Below are 14,102 nucleotides of genomic sequence, written 5' to 3'. Positions count from 1 at the left end.
AGTGAACCATTGATAACCCACTTGTTACCTGAGCGAAACATAAGGCCCCTGTCTACGGCAAAAGCCCCGCGGACAGGGTGTCCACGGGGCTCTTTCGCTCACGATGGGGCCGGTCCTCCGCGCTGCGGGCACGGCGCCGACTCTGCTCCCGCGCCGCTCACTCCGGCGCCGGCACGTCCAGCCATTGGAACCAGCCGCGGTGCAGGACGAGCCATGCCATGAGGCCGTAGCCGGCCTGCCCGGGGGCACCGCCGTTCGCCGCGAGATCGTGGCGCCACTGCTCGTGCGCCAGCAGGGGGGTGAACGTGTCGACGAAGACGTGCTTGCGTCGGGTGGTGACGTCACCGAAGGCGGCGGACAGGTCCGCGAGGCGGCGGTTGCGCTCGGCATCGAGGCCCGGGGGAGGGCCGACGACAAGCACCTTGACGCTCATCTGTGCGGCACCGTCCAGGATGTTCGCGAGATTGAGTCTGCTGCGCGCGGTCGACAGCTCGAGATCGAGGTCCCGGTCGGAGAGTCCGATCACGAGGCGGTTCTCGAAGCCCTCCGCGAAGCGCCGCCCCACCTCCTGCAGCCATCGGTTGGCGAGTGCCTCGGTGCCTTCGTCCGGCGCCGCGAGGCTGTAGGACTCCACCCACACATTCTCCGGCCTGGTCCTCGCCATCACGCGACCGAGCCACCCGAGCGCACGCGGATCACCGAGCCCCGCAAGGAGTTCGTCGCCCACTGCTGCTAGCCGGATTCTGCGTTGTTCCACTGGTCCCTCGGTGTGCTGGTCGTCGGAGTGCGGATGTCTTCGGGAGCTGGCGGATACCGCTGCCGGCCCCCATCGCCGTTAAAGACATCAGGTGGGGCTCTGGACCCCACCTGACATCATACTGATGGCTTACTACTGCCGGCCGAACGCCTTCTTGATGAGGAGTTCCTGCTCCAGCGCGTGGTTCTTCGCGGAACCGGTGGCCGTCGAGGCGGAGGCCGGGCGGCTGGCCAGGCGCATGGTCCTGTCGAGCTCCTGCGGCAGGTTGAGCCCGATGAACGGCCAGGGGCCCTGGTTCGCCGGCTCGTCCTGCGCCCAGACCACCTCCGCCTCCGGATAGGTCGCGAGGGCCGCGCGGATCTCCTCGACCGGCAGTGGATACAGCTGCTCCACCCGGACGATGGCGGTCTTGGGATCATCGAGTTTCTGGCGGGCGGCCAGCAGATCGTAGTACAGCCGGCCGGAGACCAGGATCACGCGTTCCACGCCGTCCCCGGGCGTGTCCAGAGTGTCCGTGATGAGGGGACGGAACGTGCCCTGCGTGAAGTCCTCCACGGAGCTGGCGGCCCCCTTGAGGCGCAGCAGCTGCTTCGGTGTGAAGATCACCAGCGGCTTCCGGGGACGGTTGTACGCGTGCCTCCGCAGCAGGTGGAAGTGCGAGGCCGCGCTGCTCGGATTGGCCACCACCATGTTCTGCTCGGCGCACATCTGCAGGAAACGCTCGATCCGGGCGGACGAGTGGTCGGGCCCCTGCCCCTCGTAGCCGTGCGGCAGCATGAGTACCAGCGAGGACCGCTGGCCCCACTTCTGCTCCGCGGAGCTGATGAACTCGTCGATGATGGTCTGCGCACCGTTGACGAAGTCGCCGAACTGCGCCTCCCAGATCACGAGCGCATCGGGACGCTCCACCGAGTAGCCGTATTCGAAGCCCATGGCCGCGTACTCGCTGAGCAGCGAGTCGTAGACCCAGAACTTCGCCTGGTCCTGCGCGAGGTCGTCGAGCGGCAGCCACTCATGGCCCGTCGCGCGGTCGTGGAAGACCGCATGCCGCTGCACGAAGGTCCCGCGCCGCGAGTCCTGGCCGGCGAGCCGCACGGGCACGCCCTCCATGAGCAGGGACCCGAAGGCCGCGATCTCGCCGAAGCCCCAGTCGATGCCGCCTTCGCGGGACATCTGCTCACGCTTCTCGAGCAGTGCCTTGAGCTTCGGGTGGACGGTGAAGCCGTCCGGGATCGACGTGTGGGCGCCGCCGATGTGAGCCAGCGTCTCGGCACTGATGGCCGTCTGCGGGGCGTCGCTCTCGCGACCGTCCGACTGCTGTGCGTAGGGGCGCTCGAGATCGGACACCGCCTGCGGGTCCTTGGTCACGATCGGGATGGGTGAGGTCTGCGCGGCGTGTGTCTCCGCGAAGACGCGCTCCAGCCGCTCCTGGTAGTCGCGCAGGGCCTGCTCGGCCTCTTCCTGCGTGATGTCCCCGCGGCCGATCAGCGCCTCGGTGTACAGCTTGCGTACCGAGCGCTTCGCCTCGATCAGGTTGTACATCATCGGCTGCGTCATCGAGGGGTCATCGCCCTCGTTGTGTCCGCGGCGGCGGTAGCAGACCATGTCGATGACGACATCCTTGTTGAACCGCTGGCGGAACTGGTAGGCCATCTGCGCGACGCGCACCACGGCCTCGGGATCGTCCCCGTTGACGTGGAAGATCGGTGCCTGCACCATCTTGGCGACGTCGGTCGAGTACACGGAGGAGCGCGACGATGTCGGGCTGGTGGTGAAGCCGACCTGGTTGTTGACGATCACGTGGATGGTGCCGCCCGTGCGGTAGCCACGCAGCTGCGAGAGGTTCAGGGTCTCCGCGACCACGCCCTGGCCGGCGAAGGCCGCATCGCCGTGGATGAGGATCGGCAGGACCGGGAAGTCGTCCCCCTGGTCCAGCAGATCCTGCTTCGCCCGGACGATGCCTTCGAGCACGGGGTCGACGGCCTCGAGGTGGGACGGGTTCGCGGCCAGGTAGACCTTCGTCTCGTTGCCGGCGTCGGAGGTGAACGTCCCCTCGGTGCCGAGGTGGTACTTCACGTCGCCCGAGCCCTGGACCGAGCGAGGGTCCTGCGTTCCCTCGAACTCGCGGAAGACCTGCGCGTAGGTCTTGCCCGCGATGTTGGTGAGGACGTTCAGGCGGCCGCGGTGGGCCATGCCGATGGCCACCTCGTCGAGGCCGTCATCGGCTGCTCCGGAGATGACGGCGTCCAGGAGCGGGATCAGCGACTCGCCGCCCTCGAGGGAGAAGCGCTTCTGTCCGACGAACTTCGTCTGCAGGAAGGTCTCGAATGCTTCGGCCGAGTTCAGCTTGTGCAGGATGCGCAGCTGCTCCTCGCGGCTGGGCTTCGAATACGGGTGCTCCAGCTCGTCCTGGAACCACTGGCGTTCCTCCGGGTCCTGGAGGTGCATGTACTCGATCCCGGTGGTGCGGCAGTAGGCATCCCGGAGAACGCCGAGCATGTCCCGGAACTTGAGCATCTGCTTGCCGCCGAAGCCGCCCGTGGGCCATTCGCGGTCGAGGTCCCACAGGGTGAGGCCATGCGTACGGATGTCGAGGTCGGCGTGCTTGCGCTGGACGTACTCGAGCGGGTTGGTGTCCGCCATGAGATGGCCGCGGACACGGTACGAGTGGATGAGCTGCTGGATCCGGGCGACCTTGTTGATCTGGTCCATGGGATCGACCTGGATGTCGGCACTCCAGCGCACCGGCTCGTAGGGGATGCGCAGTGACTCGAAGATCTCGTCGTAGAAGCCCTGCTCCCCGAGCAGCAGCTGGTGGATGATGCGCAGGAACTCGCCGCTGCCGGCACCCTGGATGACCCGGTGGTCGTAGGTGGAGGTCAGGGTGATGGTCTTGCTGATCGCGTGCTTCGCGAGGGTCTTCTCGCTCGAACCCTGGAACTCCGCCGGGTACTCGAGAGCGCCTGCGCCGATGATGCAGGCCTGGCCCTTCGAGAGGCGCGGAACGGAGTGGACGGTACCGATACCCCCCGGGTTCGTCAGGGACACGGTGGTCCCGGCGTAGTCGTCCGCGCCGAGCTTCCCGCCGCGCGCCTTCTTCACGAGATCCTCGTAGGCGTGCCAGAACTCCGAGAAGTTCATGGTCTCGGCCTTCTTGATGTTCGGCACCACGAGTGAGCGCGTGCCGTCCGGCTTCGGCATGTCGATCGCGAGGCCGAAGTTGACGTGGGCGGGCTGGACCGCGGAGGGCTTTCCGTCGACGACGTCGTAGTAGACGTTCTGCGAGGGGAACTGGGCGAGGGCCCGGATGATCGCGTAGCCGATCAGGTGGGTGAAGGAGACCTTGCCGCCGCGTGCCCGGGCGAGGTTGCTGTTGATGACCACCCGGTTGTCGATCAGCAGCTTCGCCGGGATGGCGCGCACGCTGGTCGCGGTGGGAACGCTGAGGCTCGCCTCCATGTTCGTGGAGATGGCCTTGGCGGGGCCGCGGAGAACGCTCACGCGGTTCTCGTCCATGTCGCCGTTGCGGTCGGAGGCCGGTAGCTGGGCAGGGATGGGCTTGGTGGCGGGCTTCTCCTCGCGGGAGGTCTCCGCCTTCTTTGCCGGCTCGTTGGCGACCGGGGGCTTGCCGCTCTGCTGCGTGCTCGCGGGGCTCTCGCCGGACGCCTTCGGTGCCGCCGCCTCGGCCTTCACGACCGGCAGCTCCTTCGTCGGAGGATGATTCGGTGCGGCCTGCGGGGCCGGCGGAGTCTGCGCGGCCCCGGCGGTCCCGTTCGAGCGGCTGTCGGGGGAGTCCCCAGCGCCGGCCCGGGGTGACGGGGCGTCCGTCGTGGGCCTGCCGTTCCCGCCGTTCGCACTGTCCGTGCTGTCCGCGTCGAACGAATCGAACAGCTCCCACCACTTCCGGTCCACCGAGTGGCGGTCCTTCTGGAACTGCTCGTAGAGCTCGTCAACAAGCCACTCGTTCCCGCCGAATTCTTCAGGTAGACGGTGGCTGGTCTGTTCTGGCACTTGGTATACGCCTCTTCCGTAAGTTGCCCTGAGCGCGGAGTGGTCGTCACGATCGGCTGAAAAGCCGGGTCTGGACCCTGTTCAAGTGTAGTGACAGGGGCGACGAACAAGCCAATCAGGCGCGCGGTCCCGGCGGCCGTCTGCAAGGTGCCCGGGTGGGAGCCCGGCGCGCGACGCACTAGACTCTTTGCGGCCGCCCACGCGGCCGACCACCCCGCCGTCGAGCCAGGAGCACCATGCGCTTCATCACCACGCCCAGTACCGATCTCACGTACTCGGACGTCTTCCTCGTGCCGTCGGCGTCCGAGGTCATCTCCCGGTTCGACGTCGACCTCTCCTCCGAGGACGGCTCGGGCACCACGATTCCCCTGGTCGTCGCCAACATGACCGCCGTGACGGGGCGCCGCATGGTGGAGACCGTGGCCCGCCGTGGCGGGATCGGCGTCCTGCCGCAGGATGTGCCGGTGGAGGTCATCGCGGAGGTCACCTCCTGGGTGAAGGACCGCCACCCGGTGTTCGAGACCCCGCTGAAGCTGCAGCCCGGCCACACCGTGATCGACGCGCTCCACCTCATGCACAAGCGCGCCCACGGCGCCGTCCTCGTGATCGACGACGCCGGGACGTGCGTGGGTGTCGTCAACGCGTCGGACTGCGACGGCGTGGATCGCTTCGCCTCGCTGGAGTCCGTGATGCGCCCCGCGCCGGCCGCGCTGGACGCGGCCCTGTTCGACGACGATCCCGCGGCAGCGCTCCAGAAGGCCTTCGAGGACCTCGACGGCGGCCGTGTCCCGCTGGCGCCCGTGGTGCGGGACGGCGTCCTCGAAGGCGTCATCACCCGCACCGGGGCGCTGCGCTCCACCATCTACGCTCCGGCGCTCGACGGCGCGGGGAAGCTGCGCGTGGCCGCCGCCGTCGGGATCAACGGGGACGTCGAGGCGAAGGCGGCTGCCCTGCTCGAGGCGGGCGTGGACGTCCTGGTCGTCGACACGGCCCACGGCCACCAGCGGAAGATGCTGGACGCCCTCGCCGTCGTGCGCGGCCTCGACCCGCAGGTGCCGATCGTGGCGGGCAACGTGGTCAGCGCCGACGGCGTCCGCGACCTCGTCGCGGCCGGGGCGTCGATCGTCAAGGTCGGCGTCGGCCCGGGAGCCATGTGCACCACCCGCATGATGACCGCCGTCGGGCGACCGCAGTTCTCGGCCGTCCACGAGTGCGCTCAGGCCGCGGCCGAACTCGGCGCCCACGTCTGGGCCGACGGCGGCGTGCGGTACCCGCGCGACGTCGCACTGGCGCTCGCCGCCGGAGCGAGCCAGGTCATGATCGGCTCGTGGTTCGCGGGCACCTACGAGAGCCCCGGCGACCTGCAGACCGACAGCAACGGCCGCCGGTACAAGGAGAGCTTCGGGATGGCATCGGCGCGTGCGGTGCAGAACCGGACCAGGCGCGACGACGTCTTCGCCCGTGCCCGCAAGGGACTCTTCGAGGAGGGGATCTCCACCTCGAAGATGTACCTCGACCCCACGCGGCCGGGCGTCGAGGACCTACTGGACATGATCACGGCGGGGGTGCGCAGCTCGATGACGTACGCAGGAGCGGCGTCGCTCGCCGAGTTCCGCGAGCGTGCGCTGGTGGGTGTCCAGTCCGCGGCCGGGTACGAGGAGGGCCGCCCGCTCCAGCAGAGCTGGTAGCACGTTCAGCCCTGGGAGGATCACAGGGAGAACGATGGGTCGGGCGGTCGCTCAGCCGGTATGCTTGGCCTCCTTATGGACAGTCCTTCTAGGGGCCGGCTCGACGCCGGCATACCCTCCTCTCTTGCCCATCCGCTGCACGATCCGGCTCCCGTCTCGGGAGCCGGCGAGGACGCAGCCGCCTCGGCCTCGGACATCGCGGACCCCCTCAGACGGGAACCGCTGCATCCCATGCCCCGATTCTCCGGGGAGGGGATGTAGCGGTGGAATGGATCTACCTCGCCGCCGGCGTGCTCCTCGTCCTCGGCACCGGATTCTTCGTGGCCGTCGAGTTCTCGCTCGTGGCCCTCGACCAGACGTACGTCCAGAAGGCGGTGGACGACGGCGACACCCGGGCCGAACCATTGCTGCGCTGCCTGAAGTCCCTCTCGACGCAGCTCTCGAGCTGCCAGCTGGGGATCACCCTCACCACCCTGCTGACCGGCTACGTCATGGAGCCGTCCGTGGGCAGGCTCCTGGAGACCCCGCTCGCGGGGCTCGGCCTGTCGGACGCCCTCGTCGCCTCGACGTCGATCATCATCGCGATGGTCCTGGCCACGCTGCTGTCGATGCTCATCGGCGAGCTCGTGCCGAAGAACCTCTCGATCGCCCTCCCGTTCCGGGTCGGCAGGGCGCTGGCACGCCCGCAACTCGTGTTCACGGCCGTGTTCAAGCCTGCCATCGTGGTGCTCAACGGCTTCTCCAACCGGGTCCTCCACGTCTTCGGACTCGAGGCCAAGGAGGAGATCTCCGGTGCGCGGACCCCGTCGGAGCTCTCGTCCCTCGTGCGGCGCTCGGCGGAGATGGGCACCCTGGACCAGGGCACGGCGACCTTCCTGGCCCGCACCTTCAGCTTCTCCGAGCGCACGGCGGCCGACGTCATGACGCCCCGAATCCGCATGGAGGTCATCGACTCCGGGCAGACGGTCGCGGACGTCGTCGAGGCGGCGCGCCGCACCGGCTACTCCCGCTTCCCGCTGATCGGGGATTCCGCCGACGACATCCGCGGCGTGGTGCACGTGAAGAAGGCCGTGGCCGTCCCGCGGCACAAGCGGGCGGAACTACCCGCCGGCACGATCATGACGGACGTGCTGCGCGTGCCCGAGACGGTGCATCTCGACTCCCTACTGAGCGAGCTGCGTGAAGCGAACCTGCAGCTCGCCGTCGTCCTCGACGAGTACGGGGGAACAGCCGGCGTGGCCACCCTCGAGGACCTGGTCGAGGAGATCGTGGGCGAGGTCAAGGACGAGCACGACAAGCTCAAGCCCGGAGTGCTGCAGAGCGCGGCGGGGGACTGGTACTTCCCCGGGCTCATGCGGCCTGACGAGGTCACGGTGCAGATCCCGGGGCTCGTGGTGCCGGACGAGGCGGGCTACGAGACCGTGGCCGGGTTCATCCTGACCGAACTCGGGCGCGTGGCCGTGGCCGGCGACTGCGTCGAGGTCGCTGCCGGAACACTCACCGTGGAACGTATGGACGGACGCCGGATCGATCGCGTCCACTTCCGCCCGGCCCCGGTCGCGGCAGGCGACGACGACGACGGCGAAACCGCCGTCGTCCCCGAACACCAGACCATCGACCGCACGGACGGCTCCCGGTTGCAGGGCACACCAGCCTTCGCCGAGACCGCTGCTGCAGGGGAGGACCAGCGATGAGCGACTGGGCAGGAATTCTCTGGCTCGTGATCCTGCTGCTGGGCAATGCCTTCTTCGTGGGGGCGGAGTTCGCGATCATGTCCGCGCGGCGGAGCCAGATCGAGCCGCTCGCCGAGGCCGGGTCCAAGCGCGCCGCGACGACGCTCTGGGCCATGGAACACGTCTCCCTCATGCTCGCGTGCGCGCAGCTCGGCATCACGGTTTGCTCCCTGCTGATCCTGCAGGTGGCCGAGCCGGCGATCCACCATCTGCTGGTGGTGCCGCTGGAGGCCGTCGGCGTGCCCGAGGGACTCGCGGGCGGGGTCGCCTTCGCCCTCGCCCTCCTGCTCGTCACCTTCCTCCACGTGACGTTCGGCGAGATGGTGCCGAAGAACATCTCCGTCTCGGTCGCCGACAAGGCGGCGCTGCTCCTCGCGACGCCGCTCGTGCTGATCGCGCGCGTCGTGCACCCGGTGATCTCGACGCTGAACTGGATGGCCAACCACATCCTTCGTGCGCTGAAGGTCGAGCCCAAGGACGAGGTGTCGTCGTCCTACACGCTCGAGGAGGTGCAGTCCATCGTCGAGGAGTCGACGAAGAGCGGCCTGGTCGATGACGAGTCCGGTCTCATCACGGGAGCGCTCGAGTTCTCCGGGCAGACGGCCGAGACCACGATGGTTCCCCTGAGCGAGCTGGTGACGGTCCGCACCGATGCCAGCCCGGAGGACTTCGAGCGCGCAGTGGGGCGCACCGGCTTCTCCCGCTTTGTCATGGTGGACGAACACGGCAACCTCACCGGCTACATGCACCTCAAGGACATCATGTCCCTTCCGCAGGTCATGTACCGCCGACCGATCACCGAGAACAAAGTCCGGGCGCTCGCCAACCTCACGCTGAAAGACGAGATCGAGGATGCGCTCACGGTCATGCAGCGGACGGGGTCCCACCTCGCACGCGTGCTCGGGCCGGACGGATCCACGCGCGGTGTCCTCTTCCTCGAGGACGTCATCGAGCAGCTCATCGGAGAGATCCGCGACGCCACCCAGAACCAGGGTGCGCGGAGGAGCGGCGAGGGCGTCAACGGGACGGAGACCTCGGTCTCGTGACGCAGGGGCCGCTCGGTGCGGCGGGCGGCCGCTTCCGCCTTGTGGTGACGTGGCTCCTCCACGAGGGGCGACCGGCGACGCCGGCGGACGCCGGGCAGAATGCGAATGGTTCGCGTTTCGGTTATGCTCGAGACGCTAACGTAAACAATTCTCATTAGTCTGATTGAGGTTCCTGTGCCGGTTCGTCCTTTCCGCCGTCAGTTCGCCGTGACCGCAGTGCTCGCGTCGTCCGTCCTCGGGCTCTCGGCCTGCTCGACCGGATCCTCCGGCTCGCCGTCCGACACCTCGGCGTCGGGTGCCGACACGCTTTCGATCGTCACGGCGACCAACGTCTACGGCGACATCGCGGCCACCGTCGGCGGGAACGACGTCGAGGTGACCGCCATCGTGGACAGCCTCAGCCAGGATCCCCACTCCTACGAGGCGACCGTGCAGGACAAGCTGTCCGTGTCCGAGGCCGACCTCGTCATCGAGAACGGCGGAGGGTACGACACGTTCCTCTCCCGCCTGGTCAACGAGGCCGGGACGGCCGCGGTCCTCAGTGCCGTTGAGCTCTCCGGTCTGGACGAGGACGAGGAGCATGCCGAGGGCGAGGGAGGGCACGCCGAGGAGAACGGCCACGAACACGGCGCGTTCAACGAGCACGTCTGGTACGACCTCCCCACGATGGTCACGCTGGCCGACGCACTGGCCGACGAACTCGGCCGTCTCGACGCACCGAATGCGGAGGCGTACCGCGAGCGGGCCGATGCCTTCATCGAGGGTCTGCAGCCGGTACAGGATCGCCTCGCAGCGATGGCCTCCGAAGGGCCGGGAGGCCAGGTGGCGGCGACCGAGCCCGTGCCCGTCTATCTGCTGCAGGCCGCCGGGCTCGAGAACGTGACACCCGAGGAGTTCAGCGAGGCCATCGAGGACGAGACCGATGTGCCCGTCGCCGTCCTGCAGGAGATGAAGAACCTCGTGTCCGGAGGCACCCTCGCCTTCCTCGCTTACAACGAGCAGACCGAGGGCTCGCAGACCGAAGCGGTCCGGTCTGCGGCCGACGGCGCGGGTCTTCCCGTGCTCGACTTCACGGAGACCCTGCCCGAGGGCGAGGACTACATCTCCTGGATGACCCGCAATACGGACAGCATCGAGGGTGCGACCCCCTGAGGCGCCTTCGGTCCCGTCCATCCGCCCGCCCGGGAGCAGCGGTCTGCCGACAGGCCGGCGAGCCGGCGCGTGTCCGCACCGCACCCCGTACACTGACCAGCAGCCACACCCACAGACGGAGAGCACTGCCGCATGACCTCGACGATGCACCGGAAGGTCCACGTCCCCGACGGGGACGGTACCCGCCCGGCCATCAGCCTGCGCGGAGCAGGCCTCTCCTTCGGCACGCGCTCGCTGTGGGAGGGGCTCGACCTGGACATCATGCCGGGTGAGTTCTTCGCGGTGCTCGGACCGAACGGGTCGGGCAAGACCAGCTTCCTGAAGGTCCTGCTCGGCCTGCAGCGACTCACGAGCGGCACGGCGACGGTGGACGGGCGGCCGATCGCCCGGGGCAGCCGCACCCTGGGCTACATCCCGCAGCAGAAGTCCTTCCCGGCGGAGACCCCGTTGAGGGCGCGCGACCTGGTGGGGCTCGGCGTTGACGGGCACCGCTGGGGCCTTCGACTGCGCACCAGGAGCCATGCCGTCCGCGTGGACCGTCTGCTGCACGACGTCGGCGCGGAGTCCTACGCCGACGCGCCGGTCGGGCTCCTCTCGGGCGGTGAGCAGCAGCGGCTCCGTGCGGCACAGGCGCTGGCCTCCGACCCCTCGGTGCTGCTGTGTGACGAGCCGCTGCTCTCCCTGGACCTCCACCACCAGCAGGCCGTCAGCTCGCTCATCAACCGCCAGTGCCGCGAGAAGAACAGCGCCGTCGTCTTCGTGACGCACGAGATCAACCCCGTGATCGACTACGTGGATCGCGTCCTCTACCTCGCCGACGGCGAGTTCCGGGTCGGGACACCTGCCGAGGTCATGACCAGCGACGTGCTCTCCGACCTGTACAGGAGCCCGGTCGAAGTGCTGCACAGCAACGGCCGCATCATCGTCGTGGGACTGCCCGACGCCACGACCCATCATCACGAGAGCGCCTAGGCCATGGAGCTCCAGGACGTCCTCGGCGCCATCTTCACCTTCGACAACTACGCGCAGCTCCTGCCCCTGGTGCGCAACTCCCTGATCGCGGGAGCTGTCCTCGGACTGCTCGGCGGACTGATCGGGACCTTCGTGATGATGCGCGACCTCGCCTTCGCCGTCCACGGCATCGCCGAGCTCTCGTTCGCCGGCGCTGCCTTCGCGCTCCTCGTCGGCGCGAACGTCGTCGCGGGCTCGCTCGTGGGCTCCGTTCTCGCAGCGCTGGTCCTCGGCCTCATGGGGATCCGGGCACGCGACCGGAACTCGATCATCGGCGTCGTGATGCCGTTCGGGCTGGGCCTCGGCATCCTGTTCCTCGCCCTCTACGAGGGTCGGGCGGCCAACAAGTTCGGACTCCTGACCGGGCAGATCGTCTCGGTCGACGCCGTCCAGCTGAACCTGCTCGTCGGTTGTGCGGTCGTGGTGATGATCGCGCTGGCCGTCATCTGGCGGCCCCTGACGTTCGCGAGCGCCGATGCGGATCTCGCGGAGGCCCGTGGAGTCCCCGTGCGCGGCCTCTCCATCGTCTTCATGGTGCTCCTCGGCATCTCGGTCGCGCTGTCCATCCAGGTGGTGGGCGCCCTGCTCGTGCTGGCGCTGCTCATCACGCCCGCTGCCGCAGCGCTCAAGGTCACCGCGTCACCCGCACTGGTGGTGCTCCTCAGCGTGGGCTTCGCCTGCACCTCGGTGGTCGGCGGGATCCTGCTGGCGCTGGGCGGACGCATCCCCATCAGTCCCTACGTGACGACCATCTCCTTCGCCATCTACCTCGTCTGCCGGCTGATCGGCTCGCGGCGGACACGACGGCGTTCTCGGCGGGACAGCGCGGGCAGGGGCGGGCTGGGGCAGACCGGTCACGGTCATGTTCGCCGCGGTCGGGACGTATCGGCTCCTGCCTGAAGTTAGCCGCCCTCGCCTGGCAGCACCGCCCGAGGGCCGCCGGGCCGATCAGGCTCCGGCGGGATGGTCGGCTTGTCCGACGGCGTCCGCGATGGCCTGTTCCATGCTGCGCAGGAAGCGGGTCACGGTCTCGGTCTCCTCGAGCGACAGGGTGTCGGCCGCCGCGAGGACACCCCTCTTCTCGATGTCGAAGGCCGCCCGGAATTCGTCGGTCGCCTTGTCTCCCGGTTCGAGGATCACGGCCCGCCGATCGACGGGGTGACGGCGTCGCCGGATGAAGCCCGCCTTCTCGAGCCGGTCGATGACGAGGGTCGTGGACGCGCTCGAGATACCGAGTGCAAGGGCGAGATCCTTCGGGCTGGCGCCCTGGTCCCGCTGCCAGACGGCCAGCAGATACCGTAGCGCGCCCAGATCGGTCTCGTTGATGCTGAGACGTTGGCTGAGGCGACGCCGAAGGCCGCTCTCCACGTTGCGGTAAGCCCGGAGTGCGTTGAGGACGTCCACGCCTGTCGCCTGATCACCAGCACCATCGCCGGACGGTGGGTACCAGTAGCCCGCTCCCTGCCGTGCGTCCGAAGGTTTCATGGCTACAGTTTAGACCATCTAGTAGTCAATCTCTCTAGGTAAGCGGATGCTTCGTCGCAGCGCGATCATCGCTCACGCGGAGGGGGCGCGGACCGGCAGGTCGAGGTCGGTCATGGCATCGCCGAGGGACGCGAGGAACCGCTGGACGACGGCGCACTCGGTAGCAGTCAGCGCGCCGGCGACGGACATCATCCGCTCGTGCAGGACGCCCATGGTCGAGCGGACCTCGGCGTCGGAGGTCGCCGTGGGCCAGATCTCGATGGCCCTGCCGTCCGAGCGGCTCCGACGCCGTTCCGCGTGGCCGCTCTTCTCCAGGCGATCGATCAGCACCGTCGTGGCCGCAGTGCTGATCTCGAGCCGGCGGGCCAGGGAGGCGGCGTTGAGGGGCGCGCCGGCCTGCCCTGCGTGCAGCATGAGGCGGAGTGCGGTCATGTCCGTCCGACCGAGGTGCATCGAATCCCTGCTGCGGCCGCGCATCGAGCTCTCGGCGTTCCGATAGGCGCGGAGGGCATCGACGAGGTCTGCGACCGGAACGGGGACAGCGGCCCGGGGACCGGCGTCGAGGCGGGTCGGTGCATCAGGGGCGGAGCTGTCTCGGGCCATCACCCTCCCAGCCTAGACGACGGGACGGACCTGGCCCCGGGTATCCGGCGACGCGGCGTCAGGTCCGGCGCTGCTCCACGGATGCCGCGCCGCACTCGGGGCACAGTCCGTAGATCTCGACGGTGTGGGCGGCGTCGGTGAAGCCGTGCTCCGCGGCGATCCGGGCCGCCCACTGCTCCACGGACGGCGCTTCGATCTCCACCGCACGCCCGCAGTTGCGGCAGAGCAGGTGATGATGGTGGTGTTCCACCGCGCAGCGGCGGTACACGGCCTCGTTGTCGCCATTCCTCAGGACGTCGACCAGGCCGTCGTCGGCCATGGACTGGAGGATCCTGTAGGTGGTTGCGAGGGATACCGATTCACCGCGGTCATGCAGGCCCCGGTGGAGTTCCTGCGTGCTGACGAAGTCGTCGAGCTCGTCCAGGGCGGCGCTCACGGCCCGGCGCTGACGCGTCACGCGCTGCTCCGAACCCTTGCGGACCACGGGGACTCGACCAGCAGTCACGCCCTCGTCGACCTGGCCGGTGGCTTCGGCGAGCGCCGTCGCGCGCGGGTCGGATGCTGCCTCGGACGCCATCTCTGTACTCCTTCCGCGGGCACATGGGTGCCCTGGACC

General features: G+C 68.7%; 11 protein-coding genes. 6 read left to right on the top strand and 5 right to left on the bottom strand.

What is annotated here, in order from left to right; genetic code table 11:
* Nucleotides 1-157 precede the first annotated feature (157 nt).
* Nucleotides 158-757 (bottom strand): GDSL-type esterase/lipase family protein, encoded by a 600-nt coding sequence (locus tag FJV46_RS11260; protein WP_087027211.1) that lies wholly within the window; start codon nt 755-757, stop codon nt 158-160.
* 132 nt (nt 758-889) lie between these two features.
* Entirely contained in the window at nt 890-4,768 is a 3,879-nt protein-coding gene (locus tag FJV46_RS11255) for a multifunctional oxoglutarate decarboxylase/oxoglutarate dehydrogenase thiamine pyrophosphate-binding subunit/dihydrolipoyllysine-residue succinyltransferase subunit (protein ID WP_087027212.1), read from the bottom strand.
* Nucleotides 4,769-5,004: 236 nt separating this feature from the next.
* Between FJV46_RS11255 and guaB1 the strand changes: the two genes are divergently transcribed.
* The 6 genes from guaB1 (at nt 5,005) to FJV46_RS11225 (ending at nt 12,298) form a co-directional block, all read left to right on the top strand.
* The gene (gene guaB1 / locus FJV46_RS11250) at nt 5,005-6,456 is read left to right on the top strand and encodes a GMP reductase (protein WP_087027214.1); all 1,452 of its coding nucleotides are present in this window, start codon (nt 5,005-5,007) and stop codon (nt 6,454-6,456) included.
* Between the two features lie 263 nt (nt 6,457-6,719).
* A complete protein-coding gene (locus tag FJV46_RS11245) occupies nt 6,720-8,150 on the top strand; it encodes a hemolysin family protein (RefSeq protein ID WP_087027216.1) in 1,431 nt (476 codons plus the stop codon).
* On the top strand, nt 8,147-9,235 hold the full coding sequence (locus tag FJV46_RS11240) for a hemolysin family protein (RefSeq protein WP_087027218.1): 1,089 nt from the start codon (nt 8,147-8,149) through the stop codon (nt 9,233-9,235). The genes FJV46_RS11245 and FJV46_RS11240 overlap by 4 nt, the downstream gene beginning before the upstream one ends.
* 207 nt (nt 9,236-9,442) lie before the next feature.
* Complete coding sequence (locus FJV46_RS11235; protein ID WP_232008411.1) at nt 9,443-10,387, top strand: metal ABC transporter solute-binding protein, Zn/Mn family; 945 nt, start codon at nt 9,443-9,445, stop codon at nt 10,385-10,387.
* A gap of 132 nt (nt 10,388-10,519) precedes the next feature.
* A complete protein-coding gene (locus FJV46_RS11230; protein ID WP_232008410.1) occupies nt 10,520-11,359 on the top strand; it encodes a metal ABC transporter ATP-binding protein in 840 nt (279 codons plus the stop codon).
* A 3-nt stretch (nt 11,360-11,362) separates the two neighbouring features.
* The gene (locus FJV46_RS11225) at nt 11,363-12,298 is read left to right on the top strand and encodes a metal ABC transporter permease (protein ID WP_087027221.1); all 936 of its coding nucleotides are present in this window, start codon (nt 11,363-11,365) and stop codon (nt 12,296-12,298) included.
* Nucleotides 12,299-12,346: 48 nt separating this feature from the next.
* Here the strand turns inward: FJV46_RS11225 and FJV46_RS11220 are convergent, their stop codons facing one another.
* From FJV46_RS11220 to FJV46_RS11210, 3 genes are all read right to left on the bottom strand, one after another.
* Entirely contained in the window at nt 12,347-12,883 is a 537-nt protein-coding gene (locus FJV46_RS11220; RefSeq protein ID WP_087027223.1) for a MarR family winged helix-turn-helix transcriptional regulator, read from the bottom strand.
* 72 nt (nt 12,884-12,955) lie between these two features.
* Nucleotides 12,956-13,486, bottom strand: a complete 531-nt coding sequence (locus FJV46_RS11215; protein ID WP_087027225.1) for a MarR family winged helix-turn-helix transcriptional regulator — start codon at nt 13,484-13,486, stop codon at nt 12,956-12,958.
* Nucleotides 13,487-13,544: 58 nt separating this feature from the next.
* Nucleotides 13,545-14,063: a Fur family transcriptional regulator gene (locus FJV46_RS11210; RefSeq protein ID WP_087027227.1), complete on the bottom strand. Its 519-nt coding sequence runs from the start codon at nt 14,061-14,063 to the stop codon at nt 13,545-13,547.
* Nucleotides 14,064-14,102 lie beyond the last annotated feature (39 nt).

This window comes from Arthrobacter agilis (assembly GCF_006494655.1).
Classification (GTDB): domain Bacteria; phylum Actinomycetota; class Actinomycetes; order Actinomycetales; family Micrococcaceae; genus Arthrobacter_D; species Arthrobacter_D agilis.
This window is presented reverse-complemented; position numbering and strand designations above follow the sequence as displayed.